Raw genomic sequence first — 19,521 nt, forward strand, 5'->3', positions numbered from 1 at the left:
ATCGAAGTCTTGTATAACTTCCACTGGAGTAAACCCCAGCTTCCGTTCGCAAGAACCTCGCCGTCCACGTTTCTCTTTCTTCAATCTTCACAATGTCAAAGAGCTGACCCATCGGCTACAAACCGGATACGTCATTTTGGAAGCAAAGCTTCCGGAGTTCTTAGAGACAAAGCTTTTCGCGCCGTTACCGGCCAAACTGCCTGTTCTTTCAGATTTCTGTGCCGCTAGAACTCAGTGCCGGAAGGCGCTGTGCTCTGCAGCGATGACCGGGTTATAGGGGCAGGCCGTTTTGCTGGCAACCCCCTCATGACAAAATCACGACAAAACTGGCCGGGTTTCTCTTCCCGCTGTGAACAAATGTTGCGAGACGGCTAGTTTTCAAGGGGTGACGCAGAAATCTCAATATTTCAGGCTTTTAGCGCTCACGCATGTATGGAAGCGCTTATGCCGTAACAAGCTCATTGAGGCGATCGATAACACGGGACTTCTCACGCGTGAGTCCCTTGTAATCCAGTTGCTCCTCACTGAGCGCATTGATCTGGTCGATAAGCGCGTGGGCGATCTCCCCTTGCCTCGGATGACCACTTAGCTTCTCGATCGGGTCGACAGATACACGAATGGTAAAGGCCAGCGCCCCAGTCTTAGGAAGCTTCCGCAATGTCTGTCGTTCAACGCGCATAAAGATCGGGTCTGCCCGAACTGCTGTCCCAAACCTCTGTTCAGTAGGTCCAGTGCTCTGCGGATGAAAAAGTCGATCGTCGCCATAAAGAGAATAGTTCCAGCGGATCATTGGTGTTTCCGGTCGCGTCGCATCGAACATCCGAGCCATAATTTGAGCTGAGCGCGTGCCAGGCCCAAACCCCGGAACGGGGGCATGGATATCCGCAAGGGGTTTGCCGATCTTCTCCGCTAACAGCCAGGATGATGGGAAACAGAGGCAGGCTGCCGTGAGGCGCCAGACTTCGGTGTCTCGTTGCAGGATCAGCAGATCGTCTTGAACGAGGCGCGCGGCGGTCAACAGCGGACTGTCCTTCCCAATTATCGGGCGGACTTCATTTATCGCCGATATGGCTAGGCCATCGACATGACGCTGGTAGTCGCTCGGATGCGCTTCAGGTAGATATTGGATTAAAAGCGAAAGGAGTTCCTGCTGTGCTTCATAACTTTCGACTTGTTCGGCATAGACGGCCGGGCGGCACCCCGTCAGCAGCCTGTCTTTTTCCCTGAGATGCGGCGCTAGACACATGTCAGGCTCCAACCAATGGTCGGGGCTGATTGGTTTGGTGCCTATCTGAAAAAGCTTGGATGAACCGTCGTAGGGCGTTGAGATCGTCATGTCACACATCACAGAGACCGATCGAGCGACGATATCACCTTGTTTAAGAGCGCAAAGAGCTGATGTGTCTCTTTTTCATCTAGGTCTGATAAGGCAATTGCATTGAGGCGAGCGAGAGCGGCCTCCACTTTGGGCAGTGCTACAAGTGCCCTAGGCGTCAATGAGGCCAAAACGCTACGACCATCTTCCGGATTTTTGTGGCGAGCAATCCAGCCATCACGTTCCATTCTGGTCAGCGTTGCGGTCATCGTGGGCTGCTCGACCTGCGCCGCTTCAGCGAGTGCTTTCTGCGAGTGCGCGCGGTGCTGCAGCGCCAGAAGAACCGGCATATAGGCCGGACTCAGGCCCAGCGGCGTAAGCTCCCGCTCCAATAAGCGGATCAGCAAACGGGCAGCGTGATTGGTCGTATAGCCAACGGAGGTAGTCTTGAGCAGTGCCATTTACACGGGGATCGCAATATATATAGTAGGCTAACTATATTCACTTAGTCACTAACGTCAAAACCGAGAATGTGACGCCGATGAAGAGTTCTTCTAACCGTTATGGCCGCACAGCTGCGTTGCTCCACTGGATCTCAGCATTGGCAGTCATTTTAATGCTGGCCAGCGGCCAAGCTTTAAACTGGGCCCCACAATCACAGGTCGCGTCGATCCTACCGTTTCACGTCAGCCTGGCCTTACTACTTGGTGTTCTAACTCTTGCCCGTATCGCCTGGTGGATATTTTTTGACAAACACCCAGCTCCACACGTCGGCATGACTGCAGGGCAAGAACGAGCGGCTAAAGCGGTACACTTTCTGCTCTATGGCGCGATCGTGGTCATGGTCGGTAGTGGCGTCGCCATGCTTCTTTTGAGTGGCGCGGGATCAGCTGTGTTTTCAGGCGGCGCACTTCCTCGCTTTTCGACCTTACCGCCGTTTGGAGCCCATACGATCTTCAGCAAGTTATTGTTGTTGCTGGTCATTGGCCATATCAGTGCCGCGCTTTGGCACCAGCTCATCATCAAGGATAATCTGCTGGCGCGAATGCGGCCCCGTTAGGATTTCTTTTCAGCCCTCTGATCAACGCCATTTTGATGGAGCGTCAGGGCAACCGCCGCTCCATCGACAATCTCAAAACTCAATTGAGCGTCGACGACCTTATAAAAAAATTCGTGCTCTGCTTCAGGGAACACTTCGAACTGATCCTGCCCGGTGAGTTGGGCGTAAAGTCGTCCTGCGCTTTGGGTGATGGTGAAGGCAACATCCGGGGTGAGCTGATAGGTCCCCACATACATAGGCAACACAGACGGATCGATCTCGATTTCCGTACGCAACTTTGGCTGTTCGCGTAGAGGCAACGATGGATTGAGCAAATGCATCCCGATGTCGTCGATCCCGGCTAATGTTGCCATATTGGATAAAACGACGACGCCGTTTCCACTGAGCTTGTCATATCCAACAAAGCTACGGAATCCGCCGGTACCACCATTATGCCAGATGATGTCGCCCTGCCCTAAATCAGTGATGAACCAGCCCATGGCGATGGATTGTCCTTGACTGATCTCTCCGGGTCGCTCCAGCATTTTTTCAAACGCCGGTTTTAAAGATGTGTCGCTATTGCCGCTGGCGGCGGCGATAAATTTTGCCAGATCTTCCGCATTGGTCACGAGAGCCCCCGCAGGTGCAAAAGCGTCAAATTTCCAATTGGCGGCAGGCTCCCGCGCAGAGTCATAGCCTGTCGCCATGCCTTCGATGGTTTCCCCAGTGAGCTGTATGCGGCTAGACGACATTTCGAGAGGCTCAAAAATGAGCGTTCGCATCAGCTCGCTGTAAGACACCCCGCTGGCTTCCTCCATCGCGATACCGAGCAAGGCGGCGCCTGCATTAGAATACTCAAATGCCTCGCCCACTGGGCGCGCCAGCGTCAGGCCAGCTAACCATGCAAACAAATCCTCACGCGATGTATCCCGGTAAGGATCATTGAGGCCCTTGTCTGTGATGCTTTGCGGCAGGCCGGTAAGCCCGGCTGTATGCGTGGCGAGAGTAAACGCCGTGATAGGCTGCTCACTCTCAGGCAGTTGAGTGCCCTCCGGCAGATAGGTGCTTATGGGCGCATCAACATCCATCACACCATTGAGCGCGAGCTGCGCCAGCAAGAGACTGCTAAAGGTTTTGGTAATTGACCCCGCCTCAAACAAGGTCTTTTGGTCGACCGGAGTGGGATCATCCAGCGAGATGGTGCCATGAGAAACAAAACGCGTCTCACCATCTTCCACGATCGCAACGGCTATGCCGACATTGGCCTGATCGCGACCGATACGATCGCCAAGGATCTGCGCTACGTCGCCATCCGAGGGCATAGCTGCCTCCTGTCCCACCACAGATGAGAGCATAAATATGGCAGCAGCCAGAACGGCGAAAATTCTCATAAAAACAGCTCCGGCGTTGTCGGCTTTAACCCACAACGCCGGAGCTGCAATTTGGTTGGTTATTTCTTCGCCATTGCGATCGAATCTAGGATCACCTTGCGGGCGTCCTCAATACCACCAATGCCATTGATCTTGGCCCACTTGCCTGGCTCGAGATCCTTGTAATGGGTGAAGAAGTGCTTGACGCGTTCTAGCTGGATTTCCGGCATGTCACCAATATCCAAGATATTGTCATACATGCGGGTCAACTTGGACACCGGCACAGCAATGATTTTCTCATCCTGGCCGCCGTCATCTTCCATAAACAGCACGCCAACCGGCCGCGAGCGCACCACTGCGCCCGGTACAAGCGGACGAGAATTCATTACGATCACGTCCAGCGGATCGCCGTCGCCGCACAAAGTGTGAGGGACGAAGCCGTAGTTCCCCGGATAACGCATTGGCGTATAGAGGAAACGATCAACAAAGAGAGCACCGCTGTCCTTGTCGATCTCATACTTGATCGGCTCGCCCCCAAGAGGAACTTCAATGATGACATTGAGCTCTTCGGGCGGGTTCTTGCCGGTCGGGATCGCGTCGATATTCATGGTCGTAACCTTGCCGTTCAATTTGATGACGGAATATTGGGCAGCTTCTGCCCGCAAAACCGACCAAAAGGCAAGACGCAAACGGACGCAGACCGTTCCCTATTTAATGACGAGTACGGGGATGGTCGATCGCGCAAGCACCTCTGCAGCCTGACTGCCTAAGAGCATACGCTGAAAACCACGCCGACCATGCGAACCCATAACAATGGTGTCACAGCCGATTTTCTCAGCGGCTTCAAGGATTGCGTCAGCCGGACGGTGCTCTGCCAGATAGCGCGTTTCGATATTTACCCCTTGGGCCTGCGCAATGTCGCGAGCTTGAGCCAAAATGGTTTTCGCATGCTTGGCATAGCTCTCCTCAAGTTCCGACAAGATCGACCCTGCATCAATCGCACCGAAACTACCGCCACCCAATGCTGACACAATTGGATCGGTAGAGGTCAGCGCAATTACGCTGGCGCCGTTAAGCTTGGCGAGCTCCAATGCAGCCGACAAAGCCTTGTTGGCAAGCTCGGATCCATCCGTCGCGATCAGAATCGATTTAAACATGTCACTGCCTCCGTATGTGCATGCCGATATCTTGGCGCAAAAACACCCGGGCCGCTTTGATCTGGATCAGTCTTTGATAATTTCACTCTTCAGATGAGGACAATTGCCGAACCTGATTGCGCAAAATTGTACGATCACGGCTGGAGACACCGATCAATTCGGCGATACGCCAGACCAAATTGTCCTCCAGCTCATGATTTTTGCTGTCAGCGAACACTACGGTCCACATCATACGAATAATCTCGATACGGTCATCCATCGGCAGATGGGTGATGCCACTGGTAAACTTGTAAAAATCCACCGACTCCGCATCGCGGCGAGACGCTTCCTGAACCAACTTTTCTACGCTGGCCTCGTTGAGGCTGTAATAGTCGCCAAGCACCTCACGGATCGCTTTTTTCTCATCATCCTTCACGGCACCATCAACGGCAGCTAAATGCACAAGCAGAGCCGCGACAGCAACTTGTGGATCAAGAAGATCGGTTTGCGACTGGGGCTTGGAGAACAGTCGGGTCAGGGCCTCAAACATATATTACTCGTAAGAAGAAAGACGGGGCTGAGGAAAACTTAGCCGTAAGGGGCACAAACACAAAGCCTTCCAAGGCCTTTGTTGCGCTCTAGCTCCCTATTGATGCAGCTGCGTCACACTGCAGAGCAAGAAAATGGACTCGACTCTTCGTGGATTTAGAGTCATTTTGTTCTCGTTATGTTCACATCAGCGGTGACCTATGCAGGCCCCAAATCGACACCAGCGCCTTGCCGCGCTGCGTGACGTCATTGCCGATATTGAGCGCAAACCCGCCTTGGCGGAGGCGCGCCATCGCGTTGACGCCGACACAGTAAGCACGAGATTTCCGCGCTTTGCCGGAGGCTTAGTACAGGAAGTTTTTACCGATGACACGCGCCATTCCAGCGTCAGCCTTGGCTTTGCCTTGGCACAAACACGTGGTCTTTTAGCGGGTCGACGCATGGGCATTCTCTATGTCCAGCTCATCAACCAAGCGCAAGACATGGGCATGCCTTATGGCCCAGGCCTGATCAGCTTCGGCATAGATCCCGCGGCCATTGTCTTGGTGCGCGTAGCCAATATCACCGAGCTGCTCTGGGCCTGTGAAGAAGCACTTAACTGCAAGGCTATTGCCGCTGTCATCGCTGATGTCGCAAAACCCTCAAAGCATCTCGATTTTACCGCAAGCCGCCGCTTGAGCCTGCGCTCGGCCCAATCAGGGGCCAGCCTTTTTCTCTTGCGTTACGGCAAGACGCGCGAAGCAAGCGCGGCGCAATTGCGCTGGCAGTTGGCACCTATCACCAGTGGCCGCAAACCTTTTGACGATCACGCTCCTGGCCCTGCACGTTGGACGGTCAAGCTCGAGCGAGGCTCCCTCATCAAGCAGCACGCAGAATGGGTGCTGGGATGGACGGAAAATGGATTCACCAGTTTTACACCGCGACGCGGCCCCAATGATCGGATCCGCACGAATACGCCGCTTCCTCGTCCTCTACCTACCAAGCTGGGCAACCGATTATCTCAAGCGAGCTGAACCCAACCTCACCGGCCCTTTGGCGCTTTATGAACGCGTACAGGGAGGCCTTCGGATTGCAGCGCTAGATAGGGAAGCGGCACAACTGGGTATTCGCCAAGGCCAAACCTTGGCCGATGCCCGGGCTGTGGTTCCTACTCTCATCGTGCGGGAGATGGATCGCGATTGGTTTGAGGCTGGCTTCGCCGATTTTGCCGACTGGCATTCCAATGCTAGTCCGCTTGTCGCCGTTATGCAGGACCCGTCTAAGTTCGGCGATCTCGTTCTGGACACAACCGGCGTCGATCACCTCTTCGGTGGCGAGCCGAATATGTTGCGAACACTGCTTACACGCCTTCGCGCTCTTGGCTACACCGTGGCAGGATCCATAGCCCCAACCATTGGGGCCGCTTGGGGGGTGAGCCATTATGCGCGCAGCCAAATCGTCTCCCCTGACACTCTCGACAAGGTTCTCGATACCCTGCCTGTCGCCGCATTGCGCCTGGATCAAAAGCAACTCGCCACACTTGCCCAAATGGGCCTTAAAACCATTGGTGAACTGCGCACGCGTCCGCGCAAGCCCTTGCAGGCCCGGTTCGGCCAAAGCCTGATTTTGCGTCTCGATCAGGCCTATGGGCACGTGCTTGAGCGGATGAACCCGCGCCTCCCGCAAACCGAACAATTTGCCGAACGCCGCTTTGCCGATCCCATAGCGCTCATCGACGATGTTTTGGCCACCACCAAAGACCTCGCGGTCACCCTCTCACATCAATTGGAAAAGCAAGGACAAGGCGCGCAAAGCTTTCACCTTTTTCTTTATCGCGTCGATCATAAGGTCATGACGCTTTCGGTGAACTCAGCGCGCGAAACCCGCGACGCTCATCACATCAGCCAGCTGTTCGTTCACCGCGCCGAGCGACTATCTGCCGAATACGACCCGGGCTTTGGCATTGATATGGTGCGCCTTTCGGCCAGTTCTTTGGATGATTTGGGCGAAACGCAGACCTCCGCCTTCAGCCTGGAAGATGGCACGCAAGATCTCGACCAGCTTAACGATCGGCTCGCCAGCCGGCTCGGCGTGCTTTCTGTCGTCCGCACCCAGCTTTTGCCTTCACACATGCCCGAGCGCGCCGCGCGTCTTGTGCCTGTGCAAGCGTGCCAAACATTCGACAGACCAGATAATTGGCCAGAGATGGTGCGCCCATTGCGTCTCCTGCCCTCACCCGAACGCATCGACATTAGCGCCGAAGTTCCTGATGGCCTGCCCGCCTTGATGGTTTGGCGTCGCCTGCACTATCGCCTCGTTAAAGGAGCTGGTCCCGAGCGCCTGGGTGCTGAATGGTGGCGGGCACCCGAGCGCTTGCAGCTTGCCCCAGAGACACAGCCCAAAGAGCCAGCAGAGGGAGAGTCGCAACTGGCCCTGCCCTATTTATCACCCTTGCCTCTCTTCGTCCCAGACGACGCAACGCGTGATTACTACAGTGTCGAAGACGAAGTAGGACGCCGTTTTTGGGTGTTCCGGCAGGGCTTTTATGGCGGGCACACCCACCCCACTTGGTATCTCCATGGGCTGTTTGCATGACCGAAATTATCCGCCTTCCCACGCGAGAGCGCCCGCCTGGCGCACGACCCAAAACTGCGCCCTTTGCTGAGCTCATCACCACCAGCAATTTTTCATTTCTACGGGGCGCGTCTCACCCCGAGGAGCTTGTGTCCGCCGCCATGCAATTGGGTCTGAATGGCATGGGGCTTTGCGACCGTAATAGTTTTGCTGGGGTTGTGCGCGCCTTCACCACCGCCAAACATCATGCCGAAAGGTTCAAGAGCTTCCGTTATCTCGTCGGCGTTCGCCTATGCTTTGACGATGGCACGCCCGATATTATCGCTTACCCCACGGATCGACCGGCCTATGGACGCCTCTGTAAGCTCCTCACCCTTGCCAATCAGCGCGGCGAAAAGGGATCCCCCTCACTTCTTCTCTCCGATCTCTTCGGCAATGGAGACCCAGCCTCACCCAAAGAACACGGCCCGCAAGAAAGCTTTGTCGAGGGGCAACTCTTTATTCTCATGCCCGATGAGCGCGATTGGAGACGCACCGAGCAAACCCTTGCTGCGCTGACGCGATTTGGCGGAGCACAAAACGTTTGGGTTGCTGGTGTGCCCCGCTTTGACGGTCATGACCGTGCGCGCCTCAACCGCGTCGACATCACCGCGCGTCACCATGGGGCCAGAATGCTGGCGAGTAATGATGTTTATTATCACGAGCCAGATCGGCGCATTGTCGCCGATGTTGTCACCTGCATTCGCGAACACACAAGCCTGCATGACGCCGGGTGGCTGCTGACCAAAAATGCAGAACGCCATCTCAAACTCCCTTTTGAGATGGAACGCCTTTATGCCGAACACCCTGACGCCATAGCCCAGACCCAAGCCATTATGGCGCGGATTGGCTTCACCCTCGATCAACTCAAATACAACTATCCCGAAGAGACCATCGGCAATGGTGAAACTGCTCAACAAACGCTAGAGCGCCTCACATGGGAGGGTGCGGCACGGCGCTTTGCGGAAGGCATTCCCAATACCGTCAAAGCGATGATTTGGAATGAGCTCTGCCTCATCGCCTATAAGCACTACGCCGCCTATTTTCTCACCGTCCATGACATCGTGCGCTTCGCCCGCTACGAGCGAAAAATCCTTTGCCAGGGGCGCGGCTCAGCGGCCAACTCTGCCGTGTGTTTTTGCCTCCATATCACCGAGGTCAACCCAGTTACCGGCAACCTCGTCTTTGGTCGCTTTATTTCCACCGAACGCGATGAACCGCCCGATATCGACGTCGATTTCGAGCACGAACGGCGCGAAGAGGTGATGAGATATGTCTATGAAAAATATGGTGGTCGCCGCACAGGTCTAACCGCCAATGTCATTACTTATCGCTCCAAAAGCGCCATCCGCGAAACCGCAAAAGTCTTTGGCGTCTCCGAAGATACGGTCAATGCCTTCAACCAGCTCCATTGGGGATTTGGCTCAGCTGTCGAGTTAGAAAAGGTGAAGGCCATTGGCCTCAACCCCGACGATCCCGTGCTGTCGCAAATGTTCGAAGTGGTGAAAGTGCTCCGCGGTTTTCCTCGCCACCTCTCTCAACACGTCGGTGGCTTTGTCATCACCCGCGACAGTCTTGAAACCATGGTCCCCATCGGCAAAACCGCCATGGATAGCCGCGTCATCATCGAATGGAACAAAGACGACATCGCCGCGCTCGGCATTTTGAAGGTCGATATTCTGGCCCTCGGCATGCTCTCCTGCCTCAGGCGGGCCTTTGAGCTTTTGCATCTCCATTATGACAAGCAGCTCACCCTCGTTGATATTCATGCCGAGGAAACCGGCGATGGCCCGCTGGATAAAGCGCGCGTCTATGACATGATCCAGCGTGCCGATACGCTTGGCGTCTTTCAAATCGAAAGCCGGGCGCAAATGTCGATGTTGCCGCGCCTCAAGCCAAAAGAATTTTATGACCTCGTCATTGAGGTCGCCATCGTTCGCCCCGGCCCCATTCAGGGGGACATGGTCCATCCCTATTTGCGCCGCCGTCAAAAGCTGGAAGAGCCCGTCTATTACAATGATGCGCTCAAAGCCGTTCTAGAGCGCACGCTGGGCATTCCGCTTTTTCAAGAACAGGCTATGCAAATTGCCATTGTCGGCGCAGGCTTTTCACCCGGCAAAGCGGACTCTTTAAGACGCGCCATGGCCGCATGGCGTCGAACCGGAAAGATTGCACAATTTGGCGATGAGTTTCTAGCGGGCATGGCCGCCAATGGCTATCCGCTCGAGTTTGCTAAAAACTGCTTCGCGCAAATTCAGGGCTTTGCCGAGTATGGTTTTCCTGAAAGCCACGCCGCCAGTTTTGCCCTACTGGTCTACGCCTCGTGCTGGTTCAAATGCCACTACCCGGACATTTTTGCCTGCGCCCTGCTCAATTCTCAACCCATGGGCTTTTACGCGCCCAGCCAAATCGTGCGCGACGCGCGCGAACATGGCGTTGAAATTTTAGATGCAGACATCAATCTGTCTGAGCTGGAATGCGTGATGGAAGATGGCACAGCGCCGGCAGCCAGCCGCCTTTGGCCCAAACACGCCAATATGGCAGGCGATATATTTTCGACCAAAGCCATTCGCCTTGGTTTGCGCTTTGTCGATGGCCTAGCCGAAAAAGACGTCAACTGCATCATCGCCCGACGCGGTTCGGGCTATGCTTCGGTAAAAGACCTTTGGCTGCGCACAGGCGTTTCGGTCACCAGCCTAGAAAAACTCGCCAAAGCCGATGCGTTTGCCTCCATGGGGCTTAACCGTCGTGAGGCACTTTGGGCGGTAAAGGGCCTCGTCGGCACACATGGCGCTGAAACCCTGCCGCTTTTCGCCTCTGCCCCACAACCCTCTTTGCCGTTCTTGGAAGAAGCCCCCAACCTACCCCTTATGGCGCCTGGAGAAGAGGTTATCCACGATTACGCCACGCTGTCCCTTTCGCTCAAAGGGCACCCGGTTCAGTTTGTGCGCCCCATGCTGATTACACGCGGCACAACACGCGCTGCCAATTTGGAAACAGTCACACCGGGCCACCGCATTGAAGTGGCAGGGCTCGTGCTCGTGCGGCAACGCCCAGGCACTGCGGGCGGGGTCATCTTCGTCACGCTCGAAGACGAAACAGGCACAGCCAATATCGTCGTTTGGCCAAAACTTTTTGCCGACGACACAAATCGTAAAACACTACTCTCAAGCCGCATGCTTGCTGTGCGCGGGCAAGTGCAGCGCGAGGGCTTGGTTATTCACATTATCGCCGAGCAGTTAGTGGATTTGACCCCGCACCTGCTCGATATTTCCAATGGCCTCGACATGGGCGACGCTGTCGTGGCGCGCGCCGACGAAGGAAAATCTGGTCCACCCGGCAGCCATAGCCGGGACCGCAACGCGCAGCGCGAAATCGAGCAGGCCCGTAAGCGCGCTTGGGCAGCGCTGCCAACAGGCCGCAATTTCCATTGATTATCGGAGCAAGGCTTCGATACGAGCCGCCAAGTCAAAATCCTTCTGGCTCACCCCACCGACATCATGCGTCGTCAACGCAATATCGACACGCCCATAGCTGTTGGACCAATCGGGGTGGTGCCCGGCCTTTTCGGCAAGCAGGGCAACGCGCGCCATAAAGGCAAAGGCCTCAGAAAAATTACGGAACTGAACCGAGCATGTAATCGCGCTAAGGTCTTCATTCCACGACCAATTCGGCAACTCACCGATAAGGGTCTGTATCTGTTCAGCAGTCAGTTTACTCAAGTCGTCCCCACCTGGGCGAGAGGTCAGAATTTAACCAGCAATTTACACTAGTCAGCATTTGAGCGCACCTAATTCGAAATTCCTAACAACAGCAAGGAGATATTAAGGGGCCGGGGCGTTCACTCGCAATATTCAGGGGTGCTGTCCGTGTTGAACTCTGCGCGCAAAACCATGCCGGTCATGGACTACGTGTCCGTACTTAGGTCTGTTTATACAGACCAGAAAGCGACTTTAGGGGGAACGTTGGCTAGTGTGCTGATGTCCGGCATCGGCGCTTACAAGACTAGTTCTCCAGCCTTGTGCTTAGTTGCGGTTGCCTTTTTGGTCATCGGAATTGCGCGCTATTTTGATACGCGGGCGTTTTGGTCAGCGCAGGTAGACGGCACAGATCCCGTCGCCGCCGAACATTGGGAAAACCGTGCCGTCTGGCTCGGGGGCTCCTTAGGCCTCGTTTATGGCCTTTGGTGTCTTGTCTCTTTGGTTTTCGTAGACGACACCCTCGCGGCTCTTTCGAGTGTTTCCATTTCCATCGCTGCAATGGTGGGTATTTGCGCACGTAACTTCGGACTGGACCGTTTGGTATCGGTTCAGATGGTTATGGTCATCATACCGATGTCGCTGGGCCTCGCACTGCACGGAGAAAGTTTTTACGTGGTTTTGTCCTGTCTGTTGCTCGTCATGCTGTTCAGCTTTCGAAAACTCGCGTCAGACATCCGAAACATTTTACTCTCCGCTGTTCACGGTCGCATGGAAGCGACGCGGCTTGCAGCGGAACTCGACATCGCCATTACCACGCTCGAGCACGGCCTATGCATGCTGGACGAGAACGGTACGCTGACGGTGATGAACGCCCATGTCGCTGCGACGCTCAAAACCCTAGGGGTCAACTACGTCGCTAACCGACCGTTCACCGCCATACTTGCCGATATGTCGCGCGCCGGGCAGGTTCCGCGCACTGCGATCGACCGGCTCAACGAGATGGTGAACCGCAGAATTTCAGGAAAGGTCCTCCTGTCAGCCAAATCTGGCCGGTATTACGAGATCACCATCAGCAACAAGCAGGATCGTTGCGTCTTGTTGTTCGAAGACATTAGCGATCGTGTTGCAGCCGAAGAACGCATCTCCGTCATGGCCCGCCAGGACAGCCTCACGAATTTGCCCAATCGCCAGCACTTCAGTGAACTGGCGGTAGCGGAGCTAGCGTTGCGCTCAACCGGGCAGCGCCCCTCAGCTATGCTGATCTTTGATATTGATGAATTTAAACACATCAATGACAGCTACGGTCACATCATAGGCGACGATCTGTTGCGTTCAGTGGCGCAGCGTCTCAGTACCAGCCTGCCTTCTGGCACTATTCTGGGGCGCTTGGGTGGTGATGAGTTCGTTGCTCTGTCGCCTCACGACAGCAATCTTGAGGATATTACAGGCACCGTCGCTGCAACGCTTGCAGAATTCCGGCAGCCCTTTGTGGTCTCAGGGCTACATTTGACCGTGCAAATGAGCATCGGCATCGCCACCAGCGAAAACAGCGCCGATGAACTGACGGAACTAATGACCAAGGCGGATCTCGCCCTCTATGCAGCCAAGGCGGCAGGTCGTGGGTGTAGCAGGGTCTTCCACGTCCAAATGGACCGAGACTATCACTATCGTCAGCGCCTCAAAGCAGACCTGAAAACAGCGATCGAGACAGGCACGTTATCTCTCGCTTTCCAGCCACAGGTGGACATTACTAGCCGGAAGATTGTGTCCTGCGAAGCTCTTGCGCGCTGGGAGCATCCGCAGCTCGGTAACATTGCGCCCTCTGTTTTCATCCCACTGGCAGAAGAATCAGGGCTAATTTCAGAACTTACCGAATGGGTCATGGACCAGGCAGCCAGGGAATGCGCGTCTTGGCCAGCCGAAATCAGTGTTGCTGTAAACGTATCGGCCCGCGATTTCCGTGGCACTGACCTTGCCAAGGTGATCACCTGCGCGCTGCGCACACACAATCTGCCAGCGCATCGCCTTGAAATTGAGGTGACCGAAACGGCCGTGATCGAAGAGCGGGATTTAGCCAAGACGGTGTTGAACGAACTAGCAGCGATGGGGATAGCCATCGGGCTAGATGACTTCGGGACCGGCTATTCTTCCCTGAGCTATCTGCACACCCTGCCTTTCACCAAGCTCAAAATCGACCGCGCTTTTATTAGCGATATCGCAGACAACGATCGCGCTCGCCTGCTGTTGGCCAATGTCGCGCGCCTTGGGAGAGACCTTAACCTCACGGTTGTTGCCGAGGGTGTTGAAACAGAGGCACAACTCAATACGCTAACTGCTATTACAAGCGTCCAGCAGGTTCAGGGATACTTCTTCTCCCGCCCCCTTCCGCCGCGCGATATTACTGAACTGATCACACGCGTGAACTGTGCGGGTCAACCACGCAAGACCCAGCAAACTGACATCATGGTTAACGCCCGTTAACCCAATATATTAACGCTGCTTTTTCACTGAGCGACAATTGCTTAGGCGGAACACCTAGGCAAATCTGCATAGTCTTATAGCTAATGAAAGGTTAAAACCCTCTCATTGCTAGGGATTAAAAATGAGTGCAGCGTCCGAACCACAAGTTCCATCTCGTTTTGCGGCGACGCTATTGGACCTTTTAGATCGTGTAGAGGTGCGACGCGTCTCGCCGGACGACCAATTCGATCCTGTCTATCGCCTGCGGTATGAAGCATATCGCCGGGAAAATTTTATCCCGATCAACTCGCAACAGATCACGCGCGATCAGTATGATGAGGCCGACAACTGCTTTTGTTTCGGGGTCTACATCGACGAAAAGCTGGTGAGTTCCATTCGGCTGCACATCGCCTCACCCCAGAACCCAACATCCCCCAGTGCTGCCATCTGGCCCGATATTTTGGGCGATATCGTCGGCAAGGGTCAAATCTACGTCGATCCGAGCCGCTTCACCGCCGACCATGACGCGACGCTGGCGTTTCCAGCGCTACCCTATCTCACCCTCAGAACCGCTGTGATGGCATCGATGCATTTTGGCGCCACCTATTGCATCTCTTCCGTGCGATCTGAACACTCGGCGTTTTATCGGCGAGTTTTTCATTCTAAGCAGTTGGCAGGAGAGGGGTTTTGGGGAGAACTAACGTTTCCAGTGTGCCTTTACGCCTGCCACGTACCGACCATGGCGAAGACCCTGTTCGAGCGTTTCCCCTTCTTTGATTCGACATCAGAAGAGCGCGAAGCCTTGTTTGCTGAGGGGCGAGACACGCGTGTGAGCATTTCGCCGTCGGCCAAGCAGGCGCGGCGGCTAAAGCAGATTGCCGAGGCTGTGTAAGGGAAGAAAAGTGGTGCCGCTTACGTGACTCGAACACGTGACCCCATCATTACGAATGATGTGCTCTACCAACTGAGCTAAAGCGGCGCCGTCGGGCGAACCGGACGGAATTTCGGTCTTTTACTGATCGTTTTCAGTGGTTGCAAGAGGCAAGGCGCGTTCCGGAGGCGGGAGTTCAGACATAGTTTGCACTGTCCCCTTCTCAATCGCCGTAGATCGCGCGGTTTGGGTGGTTGGCACTTTCCATTCGAACGCATCGAGGCGCCCGGTAACCGGAGAAACCGGCTCCCATTCGTCGCTAATGATTCCATCTGCCGTCCATGCTGGATCACGCGGGGCACGAACAGCGCGAGCGAACCATTCACGCGCTTTACCCTGATCCCCGCTTTGCCCTTCCTCAATCTCACCCATCAAGCTAGCGACGCCCTGGGTAAGGTCGTCATCAAGGAAGTTTTCCAAGCACTTGCGGGCAAGCGGCCAATCGTAAGCGTCTATGGCAGACCGGGCCATGACCATGGCAGCCGCACGATTTGTAGGCGGTATCTCGATCAGTTCGCCGATCCGCTTGAGGCGGTCCAAAGCCGAAGCGCCGGGCTGGGAGTTGGCATACAGCATGGCCACATCTGGATGACCGGTCGCTCGCCATGTGCGACGCAGCAGGCTTTGCGCTTTGCGGCTTTCGCCCCGATTGATGTAAATGCGCGCGCCGATAAGAGCGGCGGGTACGAAGTCTGGTAAAAGTTTCAATGCGGTAAGGGCATGATCAAGGCCCGAGTTTGGCTCGGACACTTCCATTTCCCTCGCCCGCGCGGTCTCGATCACAGCTTGTCGACGGCGCTTACGGGCCTTTTCCTCGCGACTGCCGGCAACCTCCACATTGACCATTGCAACAGCTTCAGCCCATTGGCGCGTGGCGACAAAATTGTCGAATACGGCCTGGTTGGCCCACGCGCTGTGCGGCGCTAACGCCAAGGTTTTCTGAGCGAAAACAAGGGCCGCCTCAGGGCGGCTTTGCGCCTGAGCCTGGTCGTATAAGCCGGTCAAAGCAGCCACTGCGGTCGATTCGTTGGCGATCAGGGCGCGATAATGTTCGCGTGCGGCAGACATATCGCCCATTGCCAGATCGGCGCGTGCCTCAAGAAGTTTGGCAGCACTATTTTCAGGCAGCCGAGCTTGGGCCTCGCGCGCCATGACGCGAGCACGGGCGGGATCGCCGGATTGCAGAGCGATGACGGCTTGCGATAGGGCTTCGACGCCCTGTTCGCGGCGCTTACGATTACGTCGACGGTTCAAGGCCTTAGGGGCCCCAATCACGCGGCGGACCACCGCCCAAATGGCAATAATTATGATGGTTGCCAGAACCAGCAGTGCCACCGCCGTACCAAGGCGCGGTTGCATGCGATAACCAGCAATATCAAGGCTGATGGTGCCGGGGAGAGCAATGACCCAAGCTACTATGCCTGCAACGACAAGGCTGCCGATAATCCACGAGGCAAGCCTGATCATTGCGCCGCCTCCGCATTGAGGGCCTGAGCCCGGATGTCGACGAGGAAGCTATTGGCAATTGCTAGGGTTTCAAGGTCTGTCCCAAGATCGCCTGCAGCTGATTGCATAGCCTGAGGAAGCTTGGAGAACTCAGCGAAAGCTGTATCAAAATCAGCACGTTGGGTCGCAGCCTCTAGGCGCGCAACCACTGCCTCCGGGCTGTCGCCCTGAGCCTGTGCAGAAGGGCGCAGCGCAATCACGCCACGGAACCACCCGGCCGCCGTATCTTGCCAGCTGGCATTCTCAGGCAAGGGTTGGCCAGCCAGCATATCGGGCAAAACAGTGTTGAGTTTAGCCATCACGTCGCCCGGTCGCGGCAAGCCCGTTTCGGCCTTGGAGGCGATGGGCGCGGGAATGGCACTTGAGGGCATTTCCTGGCGTATTATGGACAATTCAGGGGCATAAGGCCGGGCATTTGCGAAGGCAAAGTCCAACGACGATAGGCTCAAAGCGAGCCGATCTGTACGGGAAGTATTGGCTTGTGCGCTTGTGGCCACTGCTGACAGCTGGCTCTGGGTCGCTTCAAGGGCGGAACTGGCATCCGCAAATTCGCTGCGCAGCAGCTGCAGCTGCGATTTCAAATCCTCGACAGCTTCAACACTAACACCGCTCGTTGCCCCGGGGACACTAAGGCTCTCTATCTGGGCGGCGAGCGCCGCAACCTCTTGCTCGAGCGCGGGGTCGACGGCAGGAGTTTCGACTGAAACGAGCTGCTGTTCAAGCGAGGCGATACGCGTGCTGATGTCAGCCAATTCGGCTTGAACAGCGTCAGTGGCCGTCTGGAGCTGGGGAACTGCGGTCGCAAATTGTCCGATTCGGTTGTCGGACTGGACCGGAGCTGCTGGAGGTTGCGGCCAAAGACCTGCCGCGGCGAGACCATAGGCTGCGCCGAGACCAATGACGCCTCCGACTATGCCTGCAATCACTGAATTGCTGCGCGAAGGAGGTGCTGCGGCCGCGCTTTTGGGCGGGATTGGTGGCACCGGCGGAACAGGCGGTTCCTTTTGCGGTTGAGGCGCAGCTTTTGCTGTCGGTGCCTCGGCAGTAGCGGGCTTTTCAGAGACAGTGGCTGCAGGCCGGGCGGTCCCCTCTAACACCGGAGGCTTCACCGGGCCTGTCTTCGACCCTTTGGTTGAACCAGTGGTCGGGGCCTTATTTGGCGATTCGGTGCCGGGCGCGTCAGCCATTAGCGTACCTCTAACTTACAATCCGATCATGCCCCAGTTTGCTCTCTAGCAAAAGCAAGTGCCAGTGCCATCATGGCGTCTTCGCTGGGGTAGTCAGAAAGCAGAACGCGGCTGAAGTGGTTTTCGAGCAGTGGCTCTGCAACTTTTTCTGACATGCACAGCATGGGTATCGTGCGACGCTTACCAAGTTCTATTGATTGGGCCAAAGAGCAGAAAATTTCTGCCGTGCGGCGCGAATAAAATAGCACCGCCCCAAAGCCGTCAGCCTCAAGGTCACCGAGCAGGCCTGAAGGCAGGCTCGTCTCCGAAACCATTTCATAAACTGTTGCCGTTGCGACCAAAATTCCATGCGGCGCCAAAGCATGGCCCAGATCACCGCTCAAGTGACGTCCTGCAGGATAGAAAATTGGGCCCGGATTACGTGAAAGGGCGATTGTCGTGACCAGCGAGGGCAGCGTTCCATCGGCGGCCACAACATTTGTGAAGCCCAAGGCCCGGGCTTCATAAGCCGTGCGATCTCCCACCGCAAATGTGGGGACGTCACGAAAGCGCTCGATCAAGGCCTGATCTTCGAGCGAGCGTAAAGCATTGGTGCTGGTGACTGCCACGCCGGCAAAGGCACCGGACGGCACCGACGCATCAACGTTCTGGCGGATCATCAGCGGCGCGAGTGATCCCTCAATACCCAAGGCCGAAAGGCGATCTTGGGTCGCCTGAGCATCGGGCTCAGGACGAGTGATCAACATGCGCATTAGTTTTGCCATTGCGCAAACCACTCCGCGCCCGCTTTTGCTACGAGACTCTGTCCGACGGTTTCGCCCAAGCGCTGCGGATCCGTGTCTTGGCCGTCAGCCGTAAAGGTTGTTTGCCCATCAAGGCTCAAAATCTCGCCCTTAAGGGTATAGACGCCGTCTGTAAGGCTGGTCAGTGCACCAACTGGCGTGCGGCAGGACCCATCCAAAACCGCCAGCATGGCGCGTTCAGCGGTGATTTTACCAAAAGTTTCAGCGTGGTTGAGTGGCGCGATCAGCTGCGCCAATCGGTCATCACCGGTGCGGATAGCGAGACCGATTGCCCCCTGCGCGGGCGCGGGCATAAAATGGTCAGGCTCCAAAATACTGGTAACCCGGTGGGCCTCGCCAAGACGATTGAGCCCGGCCATGGCCAGCAAGGTGGCATCAGCAACGCCGTCGACCAATTTCTGGATGCGGGTGTGAACATTGCCACGGAACGGCACGATAACGAGGTCGGGGCGCAATCGCAGGGCTTGAGCAGCACGACGAATTGAAGAGGTGCCGAAGCGCGCGCCCTGCGGCAGATGGTCTAAACTGGGAACACTCACCGAGAGGAAAGCATCGCGCACATCCTCGCGTTCGAGGAAAGCCGCAAGGGTAATGCCTTGAGGTAGGCCGGTCGCAACGTCCTTGCTGGAGTGCACACCAAGATCGATCTCACCAGCGAGCAAAGCCTCGTCTATCTCTTTGGTGAAAACGCCTTTTCCGCCAATGTCGGAAAGAGTGGTGTTTTCCGCCTGGCTGCGATCACCGCCTGTGGACAGGACACGAATCCCGATCAGCTCTTCGCTGACCCCATGGGCTTTTGCCAGCAAAGACCGCACAAGGTGAGCCTGCGCTAAAGCCAGTGGGCTACCGCGAGTTCCGATGGTGGCAAAGAGTGCTGACGATTGCATAGGCGGGCAGTCCTAGTGTAGGCGAGAAGCTTGTTTACGGGAGTA

At 56.0% G+C, this 19,521-nt stretch carries 17 protein-coding genes and 1 tRNA gene; 6 read left to right on the forward strand and 12 right to left on the reverse strand.

The genetic code is table 11. The features are described 5' to 3' along the window. Window positions 1–442: 442 nt before the first annotated feature. Entirely contained in the window at window positions 443–1,336 is an 894-nt protein-coding gene (locus JHL21_RS10625) for a DUF3445 domain-containing protein (RefSeq protein ID WP_200213388.1), read from the reverse strand. 8 nt (window positions 1,337–1,344) lie between these two features. After that, the gene (locus JHL21_RS10630) at window positions 1,345–1,776 is read right to left on the reverse strand and encodes a MarR family winged helix-turn-helix transcriptional regulator (protein WP_200213390.1); all 432 of its coding nucleotides are present in this window, start codon (window positions 1,774–1,776) and stop codon (window positions 1,345–1,347) included. A gap of 80 nt (window positions 1,777–1,856) precedes the next feature. Between JHL21_RS10630 and JHL21_RS10635 the strand changes: the two genes are divergently transcribed. Continuing rightward, window positions 1,857–2,375: a cytochrome b gene (locus JHL21_RS10635; protein ID WP_200213392.1), complete on the forward strand. Its 519-nt coding sequence runs from the start codon at window positions 1,857–1,859 to the stop codon at window positions 2,373–2,375. On the opposite strand, the gene JHL21_RS10640 is transcribed toward JHL21_RS10635, so the two are convergent. The 4 genes from JHL21_RS10640 to JHL21_RS10655 all read right to left on the reverse strand — a co-directional run bounded on the left by JHL21_RS10640 (window position 2,372) and on the right by JHL21_RS10655 (window position 5,410). After that, entirely contained in the window at window positions 2,372–3,745 is a 1,374-nt protein-coding gene (locus JHL21_RS10640; RefSeq protein WP_367948179.1) for a serine hydrolase, read from the reverse strand. The two genes, JHL21_RS10635 and JHL21_RS10640, sit on opposite strands and share 4 nt — an antisense overlap. 59 nt (window positions 3,746–3,804) lie before the next feature. Beyond that, window positions 3,805–4,332, reverse strand: coding sequence for an inorganic diphosphatase (ppa, locus tag JHL21_RS10645; protein ID WP_169194524.1), 528 nt, complete (start codon window positions 4,330–4,332; stop codon window positions 3,805–3,807). A 99-nt stretch (window positions 4,333–4,431) separates the two neighbouring features. Then, the gene (locus JHL21_RS10650; RefSeq protein WP_182394540.1) at window positions 4,432–4,881 is read right to left on the reverse strand and encodes a universal stress protein; all 450 of its coding nucleotides are present in this window, start codon (window positions 4,879–4,881) and stop codon (window positions 4,432–4,434) included. 82 nt (window positions 4,882–4,963) lie between these two features. Beyond that, entirely contained in the window at window positions 4,964–5,410 is a 447-nt protein-coding gene (locus JHL21_RS10655; protein WP_200213395.1) for a TerB family tellurite resistance protein, read from the reverse strand. A 199-nt stretch (window positions 5,411–5,609) separates the two neighbouring features. On the opposite strand from JHL21_RS10655, the gene JHL21_RS10660 reads away from it, so the two are divergent. From JHL21_RS10660 to JHL21_RS10670, 3 genes are read left to right on the forward strand one after another with little or no spacing between them, the layout of a single operon-like run. After that, window positions 5,610–6,422 carry an ImuA family protein gene (locus JHL21_RS10660; protein WP_169194498.1) on the forward strand — a complete coding sequence of 271 codons (813 nt, stop codon included), beginning with the start codon at window positions 5,610–5,612 and terminating at the stop codon, window positions 6,420–6,422. Further along, window positions 6,343–7,983 carry a DNA polymerase Y family protein gene (locus JHL21_RS10665; protein WP_200213397.1) on the forward strand — a complete coding sequence of 547 codons (1,641 nt, stop codon included), beginning with the start codon at window positions 6,343–6,345 and terminating at the stop codon, window positions 7,981–7,983. The genes JHL21_RS10660 and JHL21_RS10665 overlap by 80 nt, the downstream gene beginning before the upstream one ends. Further along, on the forward strand, window positions 7,980–11,435 hold the full coding sequence (locus JHL21_RS10670; protein WP_200213398.1) for an error-prone DNA polymerase: 3,456 nt from the start codon (window positions 7,980–7,982) through the stop codon (window positions 11,433–11,435). The genes JHL21_RS10665 and JHL21_RS10670 overlap by 4 nt, the downstream gene beginning before the upstream one ends. Here the strand turns inward: JHL21_RS10670 and JHL21_RS10675 are convergent, their stop codons facing one another. Beyond that, window positions 11,436–11,723, reverse strand: coding sequence for a 4a-hydroxytetrahydrobiopterin dehydratase (locus tag JHL21_RS10675; protein WP_182394543.1), 288 nt, complete (start codon window positions 11,721–11,723; stop codon window positions 11,436–11,438). Between the two features lie 252 nt (window positions 11,724–11,975). Here JHL21_RS10675 and JHL21_RS10680 point away from each other — a divergent pair, with 252 nt between their 5' ends. Together JHL21_RS10680 and JHL21_RS10685 are read left to right on the forward strand one after the other, a co-directional pair. Then, window positions 11,976–14,183 (forward strand): putative bifunctional diguanylate cyclase/phosphodiesterase, encoded by a 2,208-nt coding sequence (locus tag JHL21_RS10680; RefSeq protein ID WP_367948183.1) that lies wholly within the window; start codon window positions 11,976–11,978, stop codon window positions 14,181–14,183. A gap of 121 nt (window positions 14,184–14,304) precedes the next feature. Continuing rightward, entirely contained in the window at window positions 14,305–15,054 is a 750-nt protein-coding gene (locus JHL21_RS10685) for a hypothetical protein (RefSeq protein WP_200213402.1), read from the forward strand. 11 nt (window positions 15,055–15,065) lie between these two features. Here JHL21_RS10685 and JHL21_RS10690 read toward each other — a convergent pair. The 5 genes from JHL21_RS10690 to hemC form a co-directional block, all read right to left on the reverse strand. Continuing rightward, window positions 15,066–15,141: transfer RNA gene (locus tag JHL21_RS10690), tRNA-Thr, on the reverse strand. A 33-nt stretch (window positions 15,142–15,174) separates the two neighbouring features. Continuing rightward, window positions 15,175–16,560: a heme biosynthesis protein HemY gene (locus tag JHL21_RS10695; RefSeq protein ID WP_200213403.1), complete on the reverse strand. Its 1,386-nt coding sequence runs from the start codon at window positions 16,558–16,560 to the stop codon at window positions 15,175–15,177. Then, window positions 16,557–17,786: a COG4223 family protein gene (locus JHL21_RS10700; RefSeq protein ID WP_200213405.1), complete on the reverse strand. Its 1,230-nt coding sequence runs from the start codon at window positions 17,784–17,786 to the stop codon at window positions 16,557–16,559. Before JHL21_RS10700 ends, JHL21_RS10695 begins: the two co-directional genes overlap by 4 nt. A 26-nt stretch (window positions 17,787–17,812) precedes the next feature. Continuing rightward, on the reverse strand, window positions 17,813–18,550 hold the full coding sequence (locus tag JHL21_RS10705; RefSeq protein WP_200213406.1) for a uroporphyrinogen-III synthase: 738 nt from the start codon (window positions 18,548–18,550) through the stop codon (window positions 17,813–17,815). Further along, window positions 18,538–19,476 (reverse strand): hydroxymethylbilane synthase, encoded by a 939-nt coding sequence (gene hemC / locus JHL21_RS10710; protein ID WP_200213408.1) that lies wholly within the window; start codon window positions 19,474–19,476, stop codon window positions 18,538–18,540. The genes JHL21_RS10705 and hemC overlap by 13 nt, the downstream gene beginning before the upstream one ends. Between the last annotated feature and the right edge of the window lie 45 nt (window positions 19,477–19,521).

This window comes from Devosia sp. WQ 349K1, assembly GCF_016595685.1.
In the GTDB taxonomy this organism is placed as follows: Bacteria; Pseudomonadota; Alphaproteobacteria; order Rhizobiales; family Devosiaceae; genus Devosia.

Bases quoted from the DNA above. Each gene is read 5' to 3' on its own strand.
- JHL21_RS10660 (WP_169194498.1), top strand. From the start codon at position 5,610: ATGCAGGCCCCAAATCGACACCAGCGCCTTGCCGCGCTGCGTGACGTC.
- JHL21_RS10655 (WP_200213395.1), bottom strand. From the start codon at position 5,410: ATGTTTGAGGCCCTGACCCGACTGTTCTCCAAGCCCCAGTCGCAAACC.
- JHL21_RS10700 (WP_200213405.1), bottom strand. From the start codon at position 17,786: ATGGCTGACGCGCCCGGCACCGAATCGCCAAATAAGGCCCCGACCACT.
- JHL21_RS10685 (WP_200213402.1), top strand. From the start codon at position 14,305: ATGAGTGCAGCGTCCGAACCACAAGTTCCATCTCGTTTTGCGGCGACG.
- JHL21_RS10650 (WP_182394540.1), bottom strand. From the start codon at position 4,881: ATGTTTAAATCGATTCTGATCGCGACGGATGGATCCGAGCTTGCCAAC.
- JHL21_RS10630 (WP_200213390.1), bottom strand. From the start codon at position 1,776: ATGGCACTGCTCAAGACTACCTCCGTTGGCTATACGACCAATCACGCT.
- JHL21_RS10695 (WP_200213403.1), bottom strand. From the start codon at position 16,560: ATGATCAGGCTTGCCTCGTGGATTATCGGCAGCCTTGTCGTTGCAGGC.
- JHL21_RS10705 (WP_200213406.1), bottom strand. From the start codon at position 18,550: ATGGCAAAACTAATGCGCATGTTGATCACTCGTCCTGAGCCCGATGCT.
- JHL21_RS10670 (WP_200213398.1), top strand. From the start codon at position 7,980: ATGACCGAAATTATCCGCCTTCCCACGCGAGAGCGCCCGCCTGGCGCA.
- ppa (WP_169194524.1), bottom strand. From the start codon at position 4,332: ATGAATATCGACGCGATCCCGACCGGCAAGAACCCGCCCGAAGAGCTC.
- JHL21_RS10635 (WP_200213392.1), top strand. From the start codon at position 1,857: ATGAAGAGTTCTTCTAACCGTTATGGCCGCACAGCTGCGTTGCTCCAC.
- JHL21_RS10665 (WP_200213397.1), top strand. From the start codon at position 6,343: ATGATCGGATCCGCACGAATACGCCGCTTCCTCGTCCTCTACCTACCA.
- hemC (WP_200213408.1), bottom strand. From the start codon at position 19,476: ATGCAATCGTCAGCACTCTTTGCCACCATCGGAACTCGCGGTAGCCCA.
- JHL21_RS10625 (WP_200213388.1), bottom strand. From the start codon at position 1,336: ATGACGATCTCAACGCCCTACGACGGTTCATCCAAGCTTTTTCAGATA.
- JHL21_RS10640 (WP_367948179.1), bottom strand. From the start codon at position 3,745: ATGAGAATTTTCGCCGTTCTGGCTGCTGCCATATTTATGCTCTCATCT.